At 62.8% G+C, this 17,172-nt stretch carries 14 protein-coding genes; 13 read left to right on the top strand and 1 reads right to left on the bottom strand.

The window, feature by feature from the left end; translation table 11 throughout:
* Window positions 1-90 precede the first annotated feature (90 nt).
* Window positions 91-921 carry a phytanoyl-CoA dioxygenase family protein gene (locus GA0116996_RS13570; protein WP_092312109.1) on the top strand — a complete coding sequence of 277 codons (831 nt, stop codon included), beginning with the start codon at window positions 91-93 and terminating at the stop codon, window positions 919-921.
* A 208-nt stretch (window positions 922-1,129) separates the two neighbouring features.
* Here the strand turns inward: GA0116996_RS13570 and GA0116996_RS13565 are convergent, their stop codons facing one another.
* A complete protein-coding gene (locus GA0116996_RS13565; RefSeq protein WP_092312106.1) occupies window positions 1,130-2,563 on the bottom strand; it encodes a TetR/AcrR family transcriptional regulator in 1,434 nt (477 codons plus the stop codon).
* A gap of 548 nt (window positions 2,564-3,111) precedes the next feature.
* Between GA0116996_RS13565 and GA0116996_RS13560 the strand changes: the two genes are divergently transcribed.
* The 12 genes from GA0116996_RS13560 (at window position 3,112) to GA0116996_RS13505 (ending at window position 17,054) form a co-directional block, all read left to right on the top strand.
* Window positions 3,112-4,245 (top strand): saccharopine dehydrogenase family protein, encoded by a 1,134-nt coding sequence (locus tag GA0116996_RS13560; RefSeq protein WP_092312103.1) that lies wholly within the window; start codon window positions 3,112-3,114, stop codon window positions 4,243-4,245.
* 147 nt (window positions 4,246-4,392) lie between these two features.
* Entirely contained in the window at window positions 4,393-5,946 is a 1,554-nt protein-coding gene (locus GA0116996_RS13555) for a class I adenylate-forming enzyme family protein (RefSeq protein WP_092312100.1), read from the top strand.
* Between the two features lie 14 nt (window positions 5,947-5,960).
* Entirely contained in the window at window positions 5,961-7,202 is a 1,242-nt protein-coding gene (locus GA0116996_RS13550; RefSeq protein WP_092312097.1) for a thiolase family protein, read from the top strand.
* A gap of 143 nt (window positions 7,203-7,345) precedes the next feature.
* Window positions 7,346-8,704: an NAD(P)/FAD-dependent oxidoreductase gene (locus tag GA0116996_RS13545; RefSeq protein ID WP_244159857.1), complete on the top strand. Its 1,359-nt coding sequence runs from the start codon at window positions 7,346-7,348 to the stop codon at window positions 8,702-8,704.
* Between the two features lie 37 nt (window positions 8,705-8,741).
* Window positions 8,742-10,031 (top strand): acyl-CoA dehydrogenase family protein, encoded by a 1,290-nt coding sequence (locus GA0116996_RS13540; protein WP_092312091.1) that lies wholly within the window; start codon window positions 8,742-8,744, stop codon window positions 10,029-10,031.
* A gap of 81 nt (window positions 10,032-10,112) precedes the next feature.
* Window positions 10,113-10,889, top strand: a complete 777-nt coding sequence (locus tag GA0116996_RS13535; protein ID WP_092312088.1) for an SDR family NAD(P)-dependent oxidoreductase — start codon at window positions 10,113-10,115, stop codon at window positions 10,887-10,889.
* A gap of 72 nt (window positions 10,890-10,961) precedes the next feature.
* The gene (locus GA0116996_RS13530; protein WP_092312085.1) at window positions 10,962-11,840 is read left to right on the top strand and encodes a phytanoyl-CoA dioxygenase family protein; all 879 of its coding nucleotides are present in this window, start codon (window positions 10,962-10,964) and stop codon (window positions 11,838-11,840) included.
* Between the two features lie 86 nt (window positions 11,841-11,926).
* Window positions 11,927-13,423 (top strand): NAD(P)/FAD-dependent oxidoreductase, encoded by a 1,497-nt coding sequence (locus GA0116996_RS13525; RefSeq protein WP_092312082.1) that lies wholly within the window; start codon window positions 11,927-11,929, stop codon window positions 13,421-13,423.
* Window positions 13,420-14,100, top strand: coding sequence for a c-type cytochrome (locus tag GA0116996_RS13520; RefSeq protein ID WP_092312079.1), 681 nt, complete (start codon window positions 13,420-13,422; stop codon window positions 14,098-14,100). The genes GA0116996_RS13525 and GA0116996_RS13520 overlap by 4 nt, the downstream gene beginning before the upstream one ends.
* A 34-nt stretch (window positions 14,101-14,134) precedes the next feature.
* Entirely contained in the window at window positions 14,135-15,631 is a 1,497-nt protein-coding gene (locus GA0116996_RS13515) for a flavin monoamine oxidase family protein (protein WP_092312076.1), read from the top strand.
* A 59-nt stretch (window positions 15,632-15,690) separates the two neighbouring features.
* A complete protein-coding gene (locus GA0116996_RS13510) occupies window positions 15,691-16,311 on the top strand; it encodes a c-type cytochrome (RefSeq protein ID WP_167355505.1) in 621 nt (206 codons plus the stop codon).
* A gap of 14 nt (window positions 16,312-16,325) precedes the next feature.
* The gene (locus tag GA0116996_RS13505; RefSeq protein ID WP_092312070.1) at window positions 16,326-17,054 is read left to right on the top strand and encodes a hypothetical protein; all 729 of its coding nucleotides are present in this window, start codon (window positions 16,326-16,328) and stop codon (window positions 17,052-17,054) included.
* Window positions 17,055-17,172 lie beyond the last annotated feature (118 nt).

Below are 17,172 nucleotides of genomic sequence, written 5' to 3'. Positions count from 1 at the left end.
ACACATCGGTTGTTCCGGTCATAACCGAGGCAGGAATTTAACATTCCTCCCGACATATTTGATTTTATCAACAAGGTAAAAGAGGTTCACATGCAAGTGACTGAGCAGATGAAGCTGGAACTGGCGCGTGACGGTGCCACCGTCGCCCGGGGCTTGTTTTCCTCCGAACGCCTCAAGCGGATGCGCGAAGCGTTCGATTACGGAGTCGCCCATCCGAGCGCACAGCACGGCTACGCCTTCGAAGGCACGCCGGATGAGCATTTCAACGACTACGGCAATTTTGACAACCGCGATGTACACGTCGCGACGGTCAAGGCGTTGGCACTCGATGAATTCGTGGCGTCGCTTTGGGGCTCCGAGCATGTGTGGTTCATCGGCGAGGAAATTTTCATCAAGAAGGGCGGCAGGGCAGGCCGGTCGCCGTGGCACCAGGACACCTCGTACTATCCGATGAGCGGGCCACAGATGGTCAACATCTGGACCTGTTTCGAGAAGATCCCTCGCAAGAACGCGCTCGAAGTCGTTCGCGCTTCCCATCTCGGCGTCCAGTACAACGGTACGTCCTATAACGACCCGAACGACCACACCAGGCCGTTGTGGGCCAACACTGATTGGCCCCGACTACCCGACATTGAAGCCGACCGCGCCAAAGATCCTGCGTCGTGGGATGTCGTTTCCTGGGATCTGGAGCCGGGCGATGCGCTGTTGTTCCACTCCGGCGCCCTGCACGGTGGTGCTCCCGTGACCCCGGACTGTCCGGACCGCCATACGCTGGTTTACCGGTTCTACGGCGACAAGCTGTTCTACCGGCCCCTGCCAACCGGAGGGTGCAACTACCCCTATGACATCAGCGAGCTCAACGACCCATCGCTGACGCCGGGTGAGCCGTTCCGGGCGCCATACTGCACGCTGGTGCGCTGACCCACTCTCTGCGCTACCGCGACGCCAATGCTCTGTAGCTCAGAGAATCGAGATTCCGTGCCATTGAGCGACTTGCGCCGGCTACACATCTCCAGGATCCCGGGCAGTGGTGTCCCTCTGGGGTCTTTCGATGCCGTGCCAGCACGGCATCTTTTTCCATTCTGAAAAAGGCGGGATTTCTGTTCCTGTCCTGAGGCTGGCCTTTGCGCTATGGCACGTCAGTTGTGGTAATGCGTCCCTGCGCGATGAGAACTGTCATCACCATCACCAGCTCGAAGGCGCGGTCCACGCTTACCGGTTGATGCTCGGCACCAAACCTCAGCACCGTTACGCCGTCAACCAGCGCGGCGATGAGTGTCGCGCGCGAGAGGCATTCGCGCGCGGTCGCCGACGAATCGATCTCCCGGATGAGATTGGCACAGACCACCCGGTAGGCTGCGTAGCCGCCTCCGACAATTTCACGCGTGAGATCCGAATGTTGAGCCAGCGCGAACATCTCAATCCAGAGTTGTTGCACCCCAGGAATACAGACTTCCTCGAAGACGTCGGCGGCGATTTCTGACAGGCGTTCGAGCGCCGCCTTGCTGCTCGGCTTGCCGATTTCCGAGTAGCGGTCCAGATAGGCCCGCCCCACCGCGTCAAGGGTCGAGCGCAGCAGGTCGTCATGGGTGGGGAAATAGTTCTGGAGCGCTGATGGCAGGATGCCAAGTTCTCTCGCCACCCGTGCCAGGGTGAAGTTTGCATAGCCTTCCGTCGCCAGCAGGTTGGCGGCGGTGGCGACGATCTCGTTGATCTTGATTTCCCTGCGCTTGCCCTGGGCCGTCGGCCGGTAGTGGAAGGCGTCCAGAGCCGACTGCTGCACCCGTAGATCCAGGAGCCCGGGCTGGTGGTCACCATGCGCTCCAAACACGTTGACGGGGGCATTGCTGCTACCGGGCAAGATACGCGGACGACGCAGTGGCGTTTCGCTTTTCAGCACCTGGGGCGAAGCGTTCACCAACATCTTTACCGCGCGCTTCGCCACGCGAACTAACTCGACATAGTCTCTGCCCGGGTAATCGCCGTGGGACGCGAATATCGTCATGCCGTCCATCTGGGCGGCGATCACAGCGGCACGCACCAGGCACTCATCGCTACTCAACGTCGGATGGAGTTCCGACAACAACTTCGCGAAGATGCCTCGAAACCGCGTCTGCATGTCGCGCAGCAGTTCCGCGACATAGGCTTCGTGCGAGGCGAAAGCCCAGATCTCCACCATGAACTTCGGCAGGTCGGTCTCGTTGAGGTTCTGGAAAATACGATTGATCAGCGTGGAGCAACGTTGCGCCGCGTCCGTGCCAGGACGATTGGCGATGTTCGTGTAGTCCTCCATGACCTGGCTCAGATAAGCCGGGAGCGCCGTGCGCAGCAAGTCTTCGGTGGTTCGAAAGTAGTACTGGAGATTGCCATGGGTGATGCCCATGCGATCCGCTACACGGCGAATTGCGAAGCCGGCATAGCCATCCTCCTGAAACACCTGGCGTGCGGTATCAAGAATTTCCCGAATGCGTTGTTCCCGATTTCGTCGCGTTGACGGCTGCACCTCGGGCTTTGCCCCCTCGGAACGGGCACGGGTTCTTGGCTTGACCGCGCTGTTTTGCACCTGGGCTCTCCTATAGCTGACACAAGATCTATGCAAATTATAGGCCTATCCGATGGAAGGGCATAACACCGCTTCGCTCGCCATGCCTTTGCGCGTGAGGCTGGAGGCGTGAGTGTGCAGAGCATCCAGCCCACCTCTAACGCGAACGCTCAGCGGGCGCTGCTCCTCCCAGGCCCCCACGGAGAAGGGCTTCAAATAGCCCCGTAGTGACGCTGGATTGCCCGCCGAGGCGCTGCGGCGACCACACCGTCCTTTACCTCGCATATGCGGGAACTGACCTGGCCGAGATCGCTCGCGTCGCGCCACGGTTGGTGTTTTCCCTAACTTCTGCTTCCTTGATTGTAGGCCATGTCAACGCTAAGATTAGGCCATCGAAACGTAAATAGTAGGCCGTGGATACGTATTATGTGGCGCTGCGGCGCTACCGGACAAAGCCACGGCTGCAGTGGCTCAGGGCTGGTTTGAGCATGAATGTGCCCCTGGGCCTCGCGCGTCGTTCCACCTTTGATTCACCTAACCCTCAACAAAAGAAGTAGCAGGAGACAACCATGGCAAAGCACCCCGTCGTCGTCTATGGCGCAAGCGGTTACACCGGCATGTTGATCATGGACTGGCTGATCGACCAGAACATCCCGTTCACGGCGGTGGCACGCAACGCTGGCCGCACGAAGGAAATGATGGCGCAGCGCGTTGTGCGTCTGGAGTCGGCCGACTACGAGATCATCGAAGCGGAACACAACGTGGATTCGCTCGTGAATGCGTTCCGCGGTGCCAGGGTGGTGTGCAACACGGTCGGGCCGTTCTCCAATTTTGGGCTCGTTGCGGTGGAGGCGGCGCTCAAGGCAGGATGCCATTACCTCGACACCACCGGGGAGCAGCGCTACGTGCGCAACGTGCGCGACCAGTTCGGCGAGCTGTATCGGCAGGCCGGGCTGCTCGTGTCGCCGTCGAATGCGTACATGTACTCGTTCGCAGAGATTGCAGCCGAGCTGGCGCTGGAGACGCCGGGTGTCGATGCGCTCGAAACCGCAACGCTGGCGCGCGGGCCGCGAGGCGGAGGCGCCGGCGTGAGCGTGGGTTCCACGGCGACCATCTTCGATACCTATCGCCAGGAAGCATGCTACCTGTGGGAAAAGAAGCTGGTGCCGCATGACAAGCACGCTTCGTTCAACGTATCTTCCCCCGACTTCCTGCAGCCCGTCTTTGCGCTGCCGTGGAGTGGCACGTCGCTGCCGGTGTACTTCGAGCACGATCCACGCGTGCGCAGCTGCGTCTCGTGCGTGGGCTTCTACGACAGCAACGTGATGCAAATGGTGCACGGGCTCGGCCATAAGTGGGAGGCGGAGTACGCGCACCTGCCGCCCGAGCAGCAGGACATGGTGCTCAAGCAGTTCGTCGATTCGACCACGCCGGCCATGCCGCCGCGCGAGCGCACTTCTCTGCATCGAACGGTTGACTTCGCTATCGGCCGTGGCCAGCTCGCTGCAGTACGGGCAACCCTGCACGGCATCACGCCGTATATCTCGACCGGGGCGCTTCAGGCAGCCGGGGCCATCAAGCTGCTCGATGGCGAGACCTCCAAGGTTGGTTTCGCCTCCGGCTCGAAGGCGTTCGGGCATCGCTACCTGCTCGGCTTCCTGGAGCAGCGCGGGCTGGCACGCGCCACGATCTCGCAACTGTAACGGTAAGTGCTGTGCGGCTTTGACGGATCGGTCAGGCTGCAGCAAAGCAGCAAAGCACATGAAAGCGCTCGCCCCGGACTGCGTTCCGGGACGGCGCGCCCAGTCAGGTGAAGTCGGAACCTGGCATGGATGCAAAGGAACACGTAAATGGCCATCATTGATTTTTTCGACCGCGGGTGGCGCATCAACCCCCACGGCACGGCGTACATCCAGGATGAGCGCAGCTTCTCGTTCCAGGAGATCGGTGAGCTGACTTGCCGCATTGCCAACGGACTGCTCGCCGCCGGGTTCGAGAAGGAAGCGAAGGCAGCGGTGTGGGCGGACAACGACGTCATCGGCTGGGCCTGCGCGCTCGGCATGTGGCGTGCCGGCATGGTGTACATCCCCGTCAACGGGCGCAATGCACCGGCCGAAAACCAGTACGTGCTGGACGCCTTTGACTGCGAGGCACTGTTCTTCACCCAGGCCTTCGCGTCGATCATCGATGAGCTGCGCGCCAGCCTGCCAAAGGTCAAGCTCTGGGTGTGCATCGACGCCGAACTGCCGTGGGCGCCGTCATTTGCGACATGGAGTGCGGGCCAACCGACGACCATGCCGCGCGTCGATTACGACATAGACGACATCGTCATGCTGTCGGCTACCGGTGGCACGACGGGCGCACCGAAGGGCGTGATGAATTCGCACCGAGCGTTCCAGACGTTCTTCGCTCAGTTCATGATCGCGTTCCCGTACGGCACGCAGCTTCCGGTTAACCTCGCGGCGGCGCCGATGACGCATACAGCGGGCATGTTGTCTCTGCCCTGCACCGCGCGCGGCGGCACCGTGGTCGTGCTGCCCAAGCCGGATCCCGCACTGCTATTGGCCACTATCGCCAAGCATCGCGTCACGGAATTCTTCCTGCCACCGACCGTCATCTACCGCCTGCTCGATATTCCGGGCATCGAGCGGCAGGATTTCTCGTCGCTCAAGTACTTCCTCTACGGTGCGGCGCCGATGTCGGTCGAGAAGCTCAAGCGCGCGATCCAGGTGTTCGGCCCGGTCATGGCCGGCGGGTACGGGCAGACCGAAGCCGCAGCGTCGATTTCCTCGTTGACGCCAGCCGAGCATTTCGACGACGGGAAGATCGCGTCCGATGAACGACTGTCTTCGGTGGGCCGTCCGAATCCCCTCATTCGCGTCGAGATCATGAACGATCAGGGCGAGGTCCTGCCGCAAGGGGAGACGGGCGAGATCTGCGTGCGCGGCGACCTCATCATGAAGGGCTATTTCAAGGCGCCAGACAAGACTGCCGAGACCATCGTCGACGGCTGGCTGCACACCGGCGACATCGGTCACCTGGACGCCGAGGGCTACCTCCACATCACCGACCGCAAGAAGGACATGATCATCAGCGGCGGATTCAACGTCTATCCGAGCGAGGTCGAACAGGTCATCTGGGCGCACCCTGCGGTGCAGGACTGCGCGGTGATCGGCGTGCCCGACGACACCTGGGGTGAAGCCGTGAAGGCGGTGGTGGAACTCAACGTCGGCCAGAGCGTGAGCGAGGATCAGCTCATCGCGCTGTGCAAGGATAAGCTCGGCCCGGTCAAGGCGCCGAAGAGTGTGGACTTTGTTGCAGCGTTGCCGCGCAGTCCGGTCGGCAAGGTGCTGAAGAAGGATCTGCGCGAACAGTACTGGCAAGGCCAGCAACGCAGGATCTGAGGCAGGCGACCATCATGAGCAACATCTACATTGCCGGTATCGCCATGACGGTGTTCGGCCGGCACCTCGAACGCAGCGTCGACGACCTGGCAGGCGAGGCACTGCGCGGTGCGCTGCAGGACGCCGGTTGCGGCGCCGACGCTATCGGCACGGCTTTCTACGCCGGCATTACGAATGGCTCGCTGCAGGGCCAGACAGCGATCCCGGGCCAGGTGGTGTTCAGCAAGATCGGTCTCGAAGGCATCCCGGTGTTCAACGTCGAGAATGCGTGTGCGTCGGGCAGTACCGCTGTGCATCTCGCGGTGCAGAGCCTGAAGGCGGGTGCATGCGACGTGGCATTGGCGATCGGCGCGGAGAAGATGAACGTGCCGGACAAGGCAAAGTCCTTCGCGGTGTTCGAGGGCGGGTGGGATGTGTCGCGCGTCGAGGAGAACTTCGCGAACCTGGTCAGGATGGGCGAGGGCATCGAGCCGCCACCCGGATCGGAATCCGATCGGCCCTACAGCCGCTTCATGTCGATCTACGCCGCGATGTGCCGATATCACATGAAGACCTACGGCACCACGCAGCGCCAGATCGCAGCCGTCTCGGCAAAGAACCACGGGCACTCGGTGCACAACCCGCTTTCGCAGTTCCGCAAGCCGTTCACCATTGAAGAGGTGTTGGCGGCGCCCCCGATCACCTATCCGATCACGCTGCCAATGTGCGCGCCGGTTACCGACGGCGCGGCCGCGGTGATCCTCTGCACCGAAGAGGGGCTGCGGCGCATCGGTGCGGATCGCAAGCGTTGCATCCGCGTAGCGGCAAGCGTGATGCGCAGCTTCACGCATCGGCGCGTCGACGAGCCCGAGAAGCACATCGGCCGCCTGGCTGCGCTGCAGGCCTATGAGCAAGCCGGTTTGAGCCCGGAAGACATGGACGTTGCCGAGGTGCACGACGCATCGGCCATGGGGGAAATCATTCAAGCCGAGAACCTCGGCCTGGCGCCGGTGGGCGAGGGCGGCCCGGCTGCCGAACGCGGTGATTTCACCATCGGCGGGCGCATTCCCATCAATACCTCCGGCGGCCTGGAATCGAAAGGCCACCCGTTGGGCGCCACCGGCATCGGCCAGCTCTACGAGCTGGTCACGCAGTTGCGTGGCGAGGCGGGTGCGCGTCAGGTGCTGGGCGCCCGCCACGCGGTCCAGGAAAACGGCGGCGGCATGCAAGGCATCGAAGAGGCGGCACTAGCCGTGCACATACTGAGCCGTGATTGAGGGAGTCTGGAATGAGCACGGTTGTCGATCCAAAGCATGAAGATCAAAGTGGGCGTGCGGGAATGACCCGGCGCAATTTCGTGAAGGGCGCGGCAGTTACAGCCGTTGCCGTGCCAGCCGTGGCGGCGACGCAAAGTGCGCGCATGGAACCGGTGGCGGACGGCAAAGAGCGGGCCGACCTGGAAAAATACCGCGCCCTCGGCGGATGGGTCGAGAAGCCTGATGACATGCAGCCCGCCCTGGAGGGCGATGTCAGCGCGGATGTGGTGATTGCGGGCGCCGGCTTCGCCGGCCTTTGCGCGGCGCTGGAGCTGGCCAGGCAGGGCGCGAAAGTGGCTGTCATCGAGCGCGAGTTTCCTGGCTTTGGTGCAAGCGGGCGCAATGCGGGCTACCTGGCCGGGGCGATGGGGTTCGAATACGACCTCATGTTCAAGGGCATCAGCAAGGAGCGCGCGACGCAGATCGTCCGCTATTACGACGACGCCGTCGGCTTCGTCGAGGGCAAGCTCAGGGAACACGATATCGACTGCGAATACGTCCAGTCCGGTTGGATCCGCGCGGGCGTCCATCCGTCGCAGGAAAAGAAGATCCGCGAGGCGATGCGGATCGGTGCCGAACACGGCCACCAGTCGGAATTCCTGGACCAGACGCAGATGCGCGCGCGCGGGATCCCACCGGCCTTTCTGTTTGGCGAATACACCCCGACCGGCGGCACGCTCCACCCCGGAAAATACGTGATGGGGCTGCGGCGTGCCGCGCTCCGGGCTGGCGTGAAGCTTTACGAGAACACGCCGATGCTGTCTCACGCCGAAGGCCCGGTCATCCAGGTGAAGACCCCGCGCGGTAGCGTCAGCGCCCCGGTGCTGATGCTTGCCACCAACGCCTACACCCCGCAGCTCGGTGTGCTCGCAAACAAGGTGGTGCCATTGCGAATCTCGGCGATCGAGACCGAACCGCTGTCCAATGCGCAACTGGCGTCGCTGGGTTGGCCAAGGCGCGAAGGTATCGTGACCAGCCACTTGAGCATGGAAAGCTTCCGCCTGACGTCCCGCAACACAATCATCTCGACCGTCAAGCGTATCCACTATCCATACGGATCGAAGACGCCGAACGTGCCCGCCTACGATCAGTATCGCGAGTTGAGGACGAACCTCCATGAACGCTTGCCGAGTCTGAAGGACGTCGCATTGCGGCACTGCTGGAGCGGCTATATCAGCATCGCCGGCGACATGCTTCCCGTGGTCGGCACGACCGGGGCGAACCAGAACATCTACTACACCGCCGGGTGCTCTGGGCACGGCCTGGCAAGTCAATCCATGGTGGGGCACATGATTGCCCAGCAGCTTGGCGGTACCGAGCCGCCGCTGCTTGCGGCGTTGCGCCATGACACGCCCGCGCTGCCGCCTGAGCCGTTCCGGTGGTGCCTGATCAACGGGATGCTGGCCGGCGCCAACACGATGGACGATTGGGTGAACCGTAAGGTGCGCGACGCTGCCGCCTGAAGGCGAGCGCTTTAACTGCAAAAGCAAAGGAGACAACATGATTCGCCTGAAGAAAAACGTGGAACTGCCGTCGATCTGGCCGACCGGCTTCGAGACGCCGTTGAGCGAAGAGGAACGCGCGATCCAGGGTACCGTCCACCGCTTTGCGCGTGACGTATTGCGCCCGCTTGGCCGGGAGCTCGACCGGATGACGCCGGAGGACGTGATTGCCCCCGGGTCTCCGTACTGGACCGCCATGTTCGAGGCCGCCAAGCTCGGACTCGACCCGCAACTGATCGCCCAGTTTCCTCCCGAAATGGGTGTGCGTATCGAATCGATCATCGGTGAGGAACTCGGGTGGGGCGACGCTGGCCTCGCCTGCTCGATTGGCGTTGCGGGTGCGCCGCTGATGATGGCCCAGTCGGTCGGCAACCAGGAACTGATCGACATGTGCATGGGCAAGATCGGCTGTTGGGCGAGCACGCAGCCCGACCGCGGCTCAGATGCCGTGACGTTCTACCGTGAGGAAATCATCGCGCACGGCAAGCAGCCGGTGGGGAATATCACCGCGAAGGTGGGGGCCGACGAGATCGTCATCAACGGGCAGTACTCGTCGTGGGTGTCGAACGGCTCGGTGGCGCAGGTTGCGCTCGCCTACATGGCGGCGGATTACGGTGACGGCTTCTACCGCAGCGGCGAAAACGGTACCCAGACCAACGGCATCGCGCTGATCGTTCCGCTCGATCTGCCAGGCATCTCGCGCGGCAAGCCTCTGGACAAGATCGGCCAGCGCGCGCTGCCGCAGGGCGAGATCTTCTTTGACAACGTCAAGGTGCCGAAGCGCTTCGCCATTGCGCTTAACGACGAATTCCTCGGCAACCTGGCTTCGATGTGGTCGCACGCCGGAGTGGGTATGTGCCAGGCGTTCACAGGTGCCGCGCGGGCCGCGTTTGAACTGGCGCTGGCCTATTGCCACGAGCGCAAGCAGGGCGGCGGCTTCCTCATCGAGCATCAGATGACGCAGTTGCGTGTGGGCGAGATGCTGCGCCGGCTGGAGATGGCGCGTGCCGTGGCTCGCCGCAGCCTCGCGTTCGCACGGATGTCGCCGCAGACTCATCCTTATGCGAGTGCGCAGGCCAAGGTCAGCGTGACGGAAGAGGCGATGAAGATCGTGCATGAGGCGTTCCAGCTCTTTGGCGGCAACGGGACCACGCGCGAGTATCCGATCGAAAAGATCTTCCGCGATATCCGGTCTGCGTTGATCGAAGATGGTGAGAACTACATCCTCACGGCGCGTCTGGGCGGCCTGGCAAGCCAGCTCTATCAGAACGGCTGGACCAAGGAGTAAGCGTCGCGAGTGGAATCAGGCTGCCGCATCCGCCAGGAAGCGGCCTAGCCTGACGTTACAGCGAATCACGAAGAGACATCGATGAGCAACATTCAATCCTTGTTCAGTTTGCATGGTAAGGCGGCCTTTATCAGCGGGGCTTCGAGCGGCATTGGCTTGCATGTTGCGGAGTTGATGGCCGGGGCGGGTGCAAAAGTCGTCCTTGCCGCCAGACGTGCCGGTCTGCTCGAGGCCCATGTCGAGCGCCTGCGCGCTGCAGGGCACGCCGCATCCAGCGTGCCACTGGACGTGAGTGATCCCGGTTCGATTACCGAAGCTTGGAACCAGGCCGAGATCCAGGTTGGCGGCCCAATCGACATCCTGTTCAACAACGCAGGTGTCATCCACACCGAGCGTTTTCTTTCTCAGCAACCAAAGGATATCGATCGGGTTTTCGATATCAACTTCCGTGGCGCGTTCCTGCTCGCTCAGCAGGCGGCCAGGGGAATGGCGGAGCGACGTAGCGGCACCATCATCAATGTCGTGTCGACGTCGGGTTTGCGTGCGGGCGGCTACATGACGAGCTATGGCGCCTCCAAAGCGGCTCTGATCAGCCTGACGCAGTCCATGGCGCTCGAACTTGCCGGCAAGGGGGTTCGGGTCAACGCACTTTGCCCAGGAAACTTCAGGACGGATATGCATGCGTCGTTCGAAGAGAAGGGGCTGGAAGAGAACCTGATCAAGCGTATCCCGATGCGCAGGATCGGCGAGGTTGGACAGCTCGACGGGGCGACCCTGCTGCTGGCGTCGGATGCGGGCAGCTACATGACCGGCTCGGTGATTGTTGTCGATGGAGGCCAGGTATTGAGCTGGATGTAAGGACTTTGGATCTCAATGCGATCAGAGCGGATCCGCTTTTTTCAGTCATCAACACCATCGTTAGGTAAGGTCATGTCCCTTAAGCGCTTTCCCAATTCAACTAAGCCCTCAGAGCTGGCGTCCGCTATCAGAGAGGATGGTGGCGCGATCGTAAAGGGGTTCCTCGGCGCGAGCCTGACCGAGAACCTGAAGAAGGATCTTCTTCCCATGCTCGAGACTACCCCGAACGGGGTGGACGAGTACTTCGCAGGTGCGCAAACGCGGAGGCTGTCGCGCTTGTTTGCGCGAACCGACCATATGGTCGATGTCGCACTGAACCCGCTGTATCTCGAAACTGCACGCCTCATTCTGCAGACGCCCATCAAGGTCTGGAGCGGCGAGAACCAGGTCGAGGTGGCGCCCGATATTCAGGTGGGCGTTACGCAAGCCATTCAGATCCAACCGGGTCAAGGCGTGCAACCCCTGCACCGCGACGATTCTGTCTGGCTTTGGCGGCATCCTGGCTACAACCGGGAGGCTCGCGCCCAGATCATGATTGCCCTCACCGATTTCACCGAGGAGAACGGTGGGACCCTGGTCATCCCGGGGAGCCACAAGTGGGATGACGAACGCATGCCAAGGCAAGAGGAGGCGATCCCGACCGTGATGGAGGCCGGCGATGCGCTGATATTCATCGGTTCGACGTACCACGGCGGCGGTCAGAACCGTAGCGATGCCCCGCGCACGGGACTGACCATGTCGTACGACCTGGCGATCCTGCGACAGGAAGAGAACCACTATCTGACTTTGCCTATCGAGCGAGTCAAGCGCTTTCCTGAGGAACTTCAGCGGCTGCTTGGATGGTCGTGTAGCACGACCTATGCGGGATTTGTCGAACGCAACGGGGTGATGTCTGACCCGCATGCATTGCTGACGCAGGACGACTTTGTGGAGGTCGGTTGCTTCGATTAGCTCCAGTGCGTTAGTCCTTCCCACGGACTGCGTGGGAAGGCGCGCACGAATCAGCACCCGCAGGATTCATGGACCAGGAAAGCACAATGAAAAGCAAAGTGGAGGCGGTGGACCTGGCGCCGGGCAGCACTGCGTTCGGCCGCCGAGATTTTCTCGGCCTGGCTGCGATGGCGACGGTAGCTGCGACAGCATCCTCACTGCCTAAAGTGGCGAGCGCCGTGAGCGGTGCCAGCAATCAACGCGACGTGCTCGAGGTTGCCATCATCGGCGCGGGGCTGGCCGGCCTGACCGCGGCACGCGACTTGCAGCGTGCCGGGTGCGAGTCGTTCGTGGTGCTGGAAGCACGCGACCGTGTTGGCGGGCGCACCCTCAACCACGACCTCGGCAACGGCTACTTCTCGGAAGCGGGCGGCCAATGGATCGGGCCTGGCCAGACCGCGGTCGCCGACCTGGCCCGCGAGCTGGGCGTCGGCACGTTTCCCACGTATTGGCAGGGCAAGTCCACGATGCTGGCCGGCGACGCGCGTGCCGCGCTCGACCTCGGCGGCGTACCCGGCACGGATCCAAAGCTCCAGCGCGAACTTGAGGAGATGGCCAGGAGCGTGCCATCGGGGGCGCCGTGGGCGTCGCCGCGCGCGGCCGAGTTGGATGCGCTATCGGTCGGCGACTGGCTGGCGAAAAAGAACATTGCGCCGGAGAACCAGATCGATTGGTCAGCGAGCTTGCGGCTTACGAGCGGCACCTCGCCGACGAAACTATCGCTCCTGTACTACCTGTCGATGATCAATTCGGCCGATTGCAACTACGAACGGCTCGAAGGCACCAGCGATGGCGCCCAGCAGGCCCGACTCTCGGGCGGTTCGCAGATCCTGTCGGTCAGGATGGCAGATGCGCTGGGCGACAAGGTGAGGCTGTCGGCGCCTGTGCTGCGCATCGAGAACTGGCAAAACGGACCGGTCGCCATTCATACCCCGAACGGCGTGATCCGTGCGCGCAATGTGATCGTCGCGCTTTCGCCCCCGCTGTGCCACCAGATCGCCTTCGACCCGCCGCTGCCGGAAAAACGCCGCGAGATGCAGCGGCGCTGGCCCGCCTACGCGCCGATGCGCAAGACGGCCCATGTCTACAAGAAACCGTTCTGGCGCGGCAAGGGTCTGAGCGGCTGGATCTTTCAGGTCCAGGGGCCGGTGTTATGGGCGTACGACAACTCGCCGGAGGATCTCTCGTTCGGTGTGATCAACGCGTTCGTGCACAACGGTTTACTGCCATCCGAGCCGAAGGCGGCCGAGGCCGAGCTTACGCGTATCTATGCCCAGGCGCTCGGCGATGAAGCGCTGCATCCCATCGGGTTCCACCAGCACGACTGGCTCAAGGCAGACAAATGGACGCTGACCTGCGTCTCGCCGATGCCACCCGGTTTTCTCACCCGGTACGGTGAAGCCTTGCATCCGTCTGTCGGCCGGCTGATCTGGTCGGGTACGGAAACGGCGGACATCTGGGCAGGCTATATGGACGGCGCAGTGCGTTCCGGCCACAAGGCGGCATTGCAGGTGCTGCGGGCCGCGGCTGGGAGGACGGCATGATGGGTACCGTAAAAACGCGCAGCCGTTCCCGAAAAACTGTCGTCCTGTCAGTTTGGCTGGTGATGACGGTGGTCGTGGTCGCCGCCATCGTCTACGGACCGGAACTCTACGGGTTGCTGCAGCTGGGCAGGCAGGTCAACCGGATCTCGCAGGATGACACGCTTGCCGGCGGCAGGTGGCCGCGTCCCAGCGAAGCGTGCATTGGCTGTCATGGCTACGGAGGCAATGCGGCCAGCCAGACTTATCCGCAGTTGGCGGGGCAACCGGAGCCGTATCTCAAGCAGCAGCTCGCGGCATTCGCCAGCGGCGAACGCGGCGATCCGATCATGACGCCGATGGCGCTGAGCATGTCGCAGCGCGAGCTGGACGCCCTGGTGACGCATTTCTCGAAGATGGCGCCGCTGCCGAACACGACGTTCCATGCCGATGCGGCACGCGTGGCACGTGGCGAAGCGCTGGTCAAGGGCAACAACTGCACCGCCTGTCACGGGCAGCAGCTGGAAGGAAAAGACGTATATCCACGCTTGGCCGGGCAGGGCTACGACTATCTGATCGATCAGCTTACGCGCTTCAAGAGCGGTGCACGACGCGATGCCACCGGCGCGATGCCGGCGGTCATCGGCGCGATGTCGCAACAGGACATCGAGGACCTGGCGCATTACGTCGCAAGCCGGTAGCGGATCCGATTTCTCAAGTCAAGCAGGGAACAAGATGGACGATATGGTTAAGAAGCGCGATGAGGTACCGGAGGCGGCCGCGCTCACGCGACGCGGCTTTCTCGGTGTGGCCGCGTCGGTGACGGCAGCGGCCACCGCAGCGGTACTGCCGAAAGTGGCGAGCGCTGCGAGTGCCGCAAGCGATGCGCGCGGCGTGCTGGAGGTTGCCATCATCGGCGCCGGGCTGGCAGGGTTGACCGCGGCACGCGACCTGAAACGTGCCGGATGTGAGTCCTTCGTGGTGCTGGAGGCGCGCGACCGGGTCGGCGGACGCACCCTCAACCACGACCTCGGCAAGGGCTACTTCTCGGAAGCGGGTGGCCAATGGATCGGGCCCGGCCAGACCGCGGTCGCCGATCTGATTCGCGAACTTGGGGTCGGCACGTTTCCCAGCTACTGGCAGGGCAAGTCCACGATCCTGGCCGGCGGCGCTCGTGCCGTGGTCGATACCGGGGGTGGGTTCGGCACGGATCCGAAGATTGCACATGAACTCGAGGAGATGGCCAGGAGCGTGCCGTCGGGCGCGCCGTGGAAGTCGCCCCGCGCCGCCGAGTTCGACGCGCTGACGGTCGGCGACTGGCTGGCGAAAAAGAACATTGCACCGGCAGACCAGATCGGTTGGTCGGCTGGCTTGGGGATCACCGGCGGGACCACGCCGGCGAGACTGTCGCTGCTGCACTGGTTGTCGATGGTCAATTCAGCCGAGTGCAACTACGACCGGCTCGAAGCGGTCAAGGGCGGTGCGCAGGAGACCCGCATCTCGGGCGGTTCGCAAATCCTGTCGATCAAGATGGCCAAGGCGCTGGGCGACAAGGTACGCCTGTCGACTCCCGTCTTGCGCATCGATAACTGGCAAAACGGACCGGTTTCCATTCACACTCCGAACGGCGTGGTCCGTGCCCGCAACGTGATCGTCGCGCTCTCGCCGCCGTTGTGCAACCAGATTGCCTTCGACCCGCCGCTGCCGGAAAAGCGCCGCGAGATGCAGCGCCGCTGGCCGGCGTTCACCCCCGGGCGCAAGACGGCGCATGTCTACAAGAAGGCGTTCTGGCGCGACAAGGGCCTGAACGGCTGGATCTTTCAGCCGAAGGGGCCGGTGTTATGGGCATACGACAATTCTCCGGAGGATGGCTCGTTCGGCGTGATCAACGCGTTCGTGCACATCAGCATGCTGCCGGCCGACCCCAAGGCGGCCGAGGCCGAACTCACGCGCATCTATGCCCAGGCATTCGGCGACGAAGCGCTGCATCCCATCGGCTTCCACCAGCATGACTGGCTCAAGGCGGATAAGTGGACGCTGACCTGCGTCTCGCCCATGCCACCCGGCTTTCTCACCCGGTACGGTGAAGCCTTGCATCCGTCTGTCGGCCGGCTGATCTGGTCGGGCACGGAAACGGCGGACATCTGGGCAGGCTATATGGATGGCGCAGTGCGTTCCGGCCACAAGGCGGCATTGCAGGCGCTGCAGGCCATGGCCGTGGGGAGGGCATGATGAATACCGCAACGAAACCCCGCAGCCGCGGCAAGCGGATATTCATCCGGTCGGGCTGGGTGCTGCTGGCCGTGGTCCTGATCGGCGGCATCGTCTACGGACCGGAACTCTATGGCTTGCTGCGCGTGAGCAAGGAGATCGACCAGATCGCGAGCGACGACGCACGCGTGAACGGTCCCTGGCCGCGCGCCAGCGATGCCTGCATCTACTGCCATGGCTTCGAAGGCAACGCACGCACCCAGGCCTATCCGCGCCTGGCGGGACAGAAAGAGGCCTATCTCAGGAAGCAGCTCACAGCGTTTGCCAGTGGCGAGCGCAGCGATCCGATCATGACGCCCTTTGCGCTCAGCCTGTCGGAGCGCGAGTTCGAGTCCTTGGTGACGCATTTCTCGCAGATGACGCCGTTGCCGAACACGACCTTCCATGCCGATGCGGCGCGTGTGGCACGTGGCGAAGCGCTGGCCAAGGCCGGCAATTGCGCTGCCTGCCACGGACAGCAGCTGGAGGGCAAGGATGCATATCCGCGCCTGGCCGGGCAAGGCTACGACTACCTGGTCGACCAGCTTACGAACTTCAAGAACGGCACGCGCCGCGATGCCACCGGGGCGATGGCGGCGTTGGCCGGTCCATTGTCGCAACGGGATATCGAAGATCTCGCGCAATTCATCGCAAGCCGATAAGAAGGAATCAGACCATGACGCAACATATGACAGCAAATGACCCGCGCCGGTTTGTCGGCTGGCTGGCCGTAATTGGCGCGGTGCTGGGCTGGGGCATGGTGGCGCTGCAAGCTGCCGCGGCCAGTTTCGATTTCGAGCTCCTCGAGCGTCCCGTCGCGATGCTTGGATTCGATCCCCAGGGGCAGAACCTCTATCGATTGTCGATGTGGGCCGACATCCTCGGCTGGTATCTGCCGTTTTTGGCCGTGGGGGGCTATCTCTGGGGGCGGATGCGCCAGCGCGTGGGGGTTTTGGCCGACATTGCCCTGACCGGGGTCGTTGCGTACGCCATCCTGGGGATCGTTGGCGCAGGCGTGCTGAGCCTCACGCTCGCCCCGCTGGCTGCCCTGCATGCGGGCAACGACGCCACGGGCAAGATGGCGGCAGAAGCCATCTGGCCCATCCTGCAGAATGCCGCACAAGGTATCTGGAGCGCCGAAGTACCGGTCCTTCTGTTGTGGGGAATCGTGGCGGCGCGCTTCCTGCTTGCCGAGAAGTGGGGCTTTGGCCGTCTGCTCGTCTTCGATCTTTGCCTGTTCGGTATCGAGTTCATTTTTATCCTGGGCGGCTGGCGGGATCTTGCCGAAGGGGTGGTGCTGCTGACCCTCGTGATTCATCCTCTGTGGTTGTTTATGTTCGGCATCAGCTTGCTGCGCGAACGCGTGCCGGCCCTCGCGGCCCCCGGGATGGCGCAGGCCGCCTGAAAGACAAGCGCGAAACCCACATATCCCGGCAGCGTCACCTCCAGTCGAGAGGTGATGCAGGGATCGCGGTTGGCGTGGGTAAGCGCAATGGTGATGCAAATTCAAAATAGCCATTGGA

The organism is Cupriavidus alkaliphilus (genome assembly GCF_900094595.1).
In the GTDB taxonomy this organism is placed as follows: Bacteria; Pseudomonadota; Gammaproteobacteria; order Burkholderiales; family Burkholderiaceae; genus Cupriavidus; species Cupriavidus alkaliphilus.
This window is presented reverse-complemented; position numbering and strand designations above follow the sequence as displayed.

What these genes read in the sequence shown, in the direction of transcription:
- GA0116996_RS13570 (WP_092312109.1), top strand. Translation starts at nt 91, where the DNA reads ATGCAAGTGACTGAGCAGATGAAGCTGGAACTGGCGCGTGACGGTGCC.
- GA0116996_RS13560 (WP_092312103.1), top strand. Translation starts at nt 3,112, where the DNA reads ATGGCAAAGCACCCCGTCGTCGTCTATGGCGCAAGCGGTTACACCGGC.
- GA0116996_RS13555 (WP_092312100.1), top strand. Translation starts at nt 4,393, where the DNA reads ATGGCCATCATTGATTTTTTCGACCGCGGGTGGCGCATCAACCCCCAC.
- GA0116996_RS13550 (WP_092312097.1), top strand. Translation starts at nt 5,961, where the DNA reads ATGAGCAACATCTACATTGCCGGTATCGCCATGACGGTGTTCGGCCGG.
- GA0116996_RS13545 (WP_244159857.1), top strand. Translation starts at nt 7,346, where the DNA reads ATGGAACCGGTGGCGGACGGCAAAGAGCGGGCCGACCTGGAAAAATAC.
- GA0116996_RS13540 (WP_092312091.1), top strand. Translation starts at nt 8,742, where the DNA reads ATGATTCGCCTGAAGAAAAACGTGGAACTGCCGTCGATCTGGCCGACC.
- GA0116996_RS13535 (WP_092312088.1), top strand. Translation starts at nt 10,113, where the DNA reads ATGAGCAACATTCAATCCTTGTTCAGTTTGCATGGTAAGGCGGCCTTT.
- GA0116996_RS13530 (WP_092312085.1), top strand. Translation starts at nt 10,962, where the DNA reads ATGTCCCTTAAGCGCTTTCCCAATTCAACTAAGCCCTCAGAGCTGGCG.
- GA0116996_RS13525 (WP_092312082.1), top strand. Translation starts at nt 11,927, where the DNA reads ATGAAAAGCAAAGTGGAGGCGGTGGACCTGGCGCCGGGCAGCACTGCG.
- GA0116996_RS13520 (WP_092312079.1), top strand. Translation starts at nt 13,420, where the DNA reads ATGATGGGTACCGTAAAAACGCGCAGCCGTTCCCGAAAAACTGTCGTC.
- GA0116996_RS13515 (WP_092312076.1), top strand. Translation starts at nt 14,135, where the DNA reads ATGGACGATATGGTTAAGAAGCGCGATGAGGTACCGGAGGCGGCCGCG.
- GA0116996_RS13505 (WP_092312070.1), top strand. Translation starts at nt 16,326, where the DNA reads ATGACGCAACATATGACAGCAAATGACCCGCGCCGGTTTGTCGGCTGG.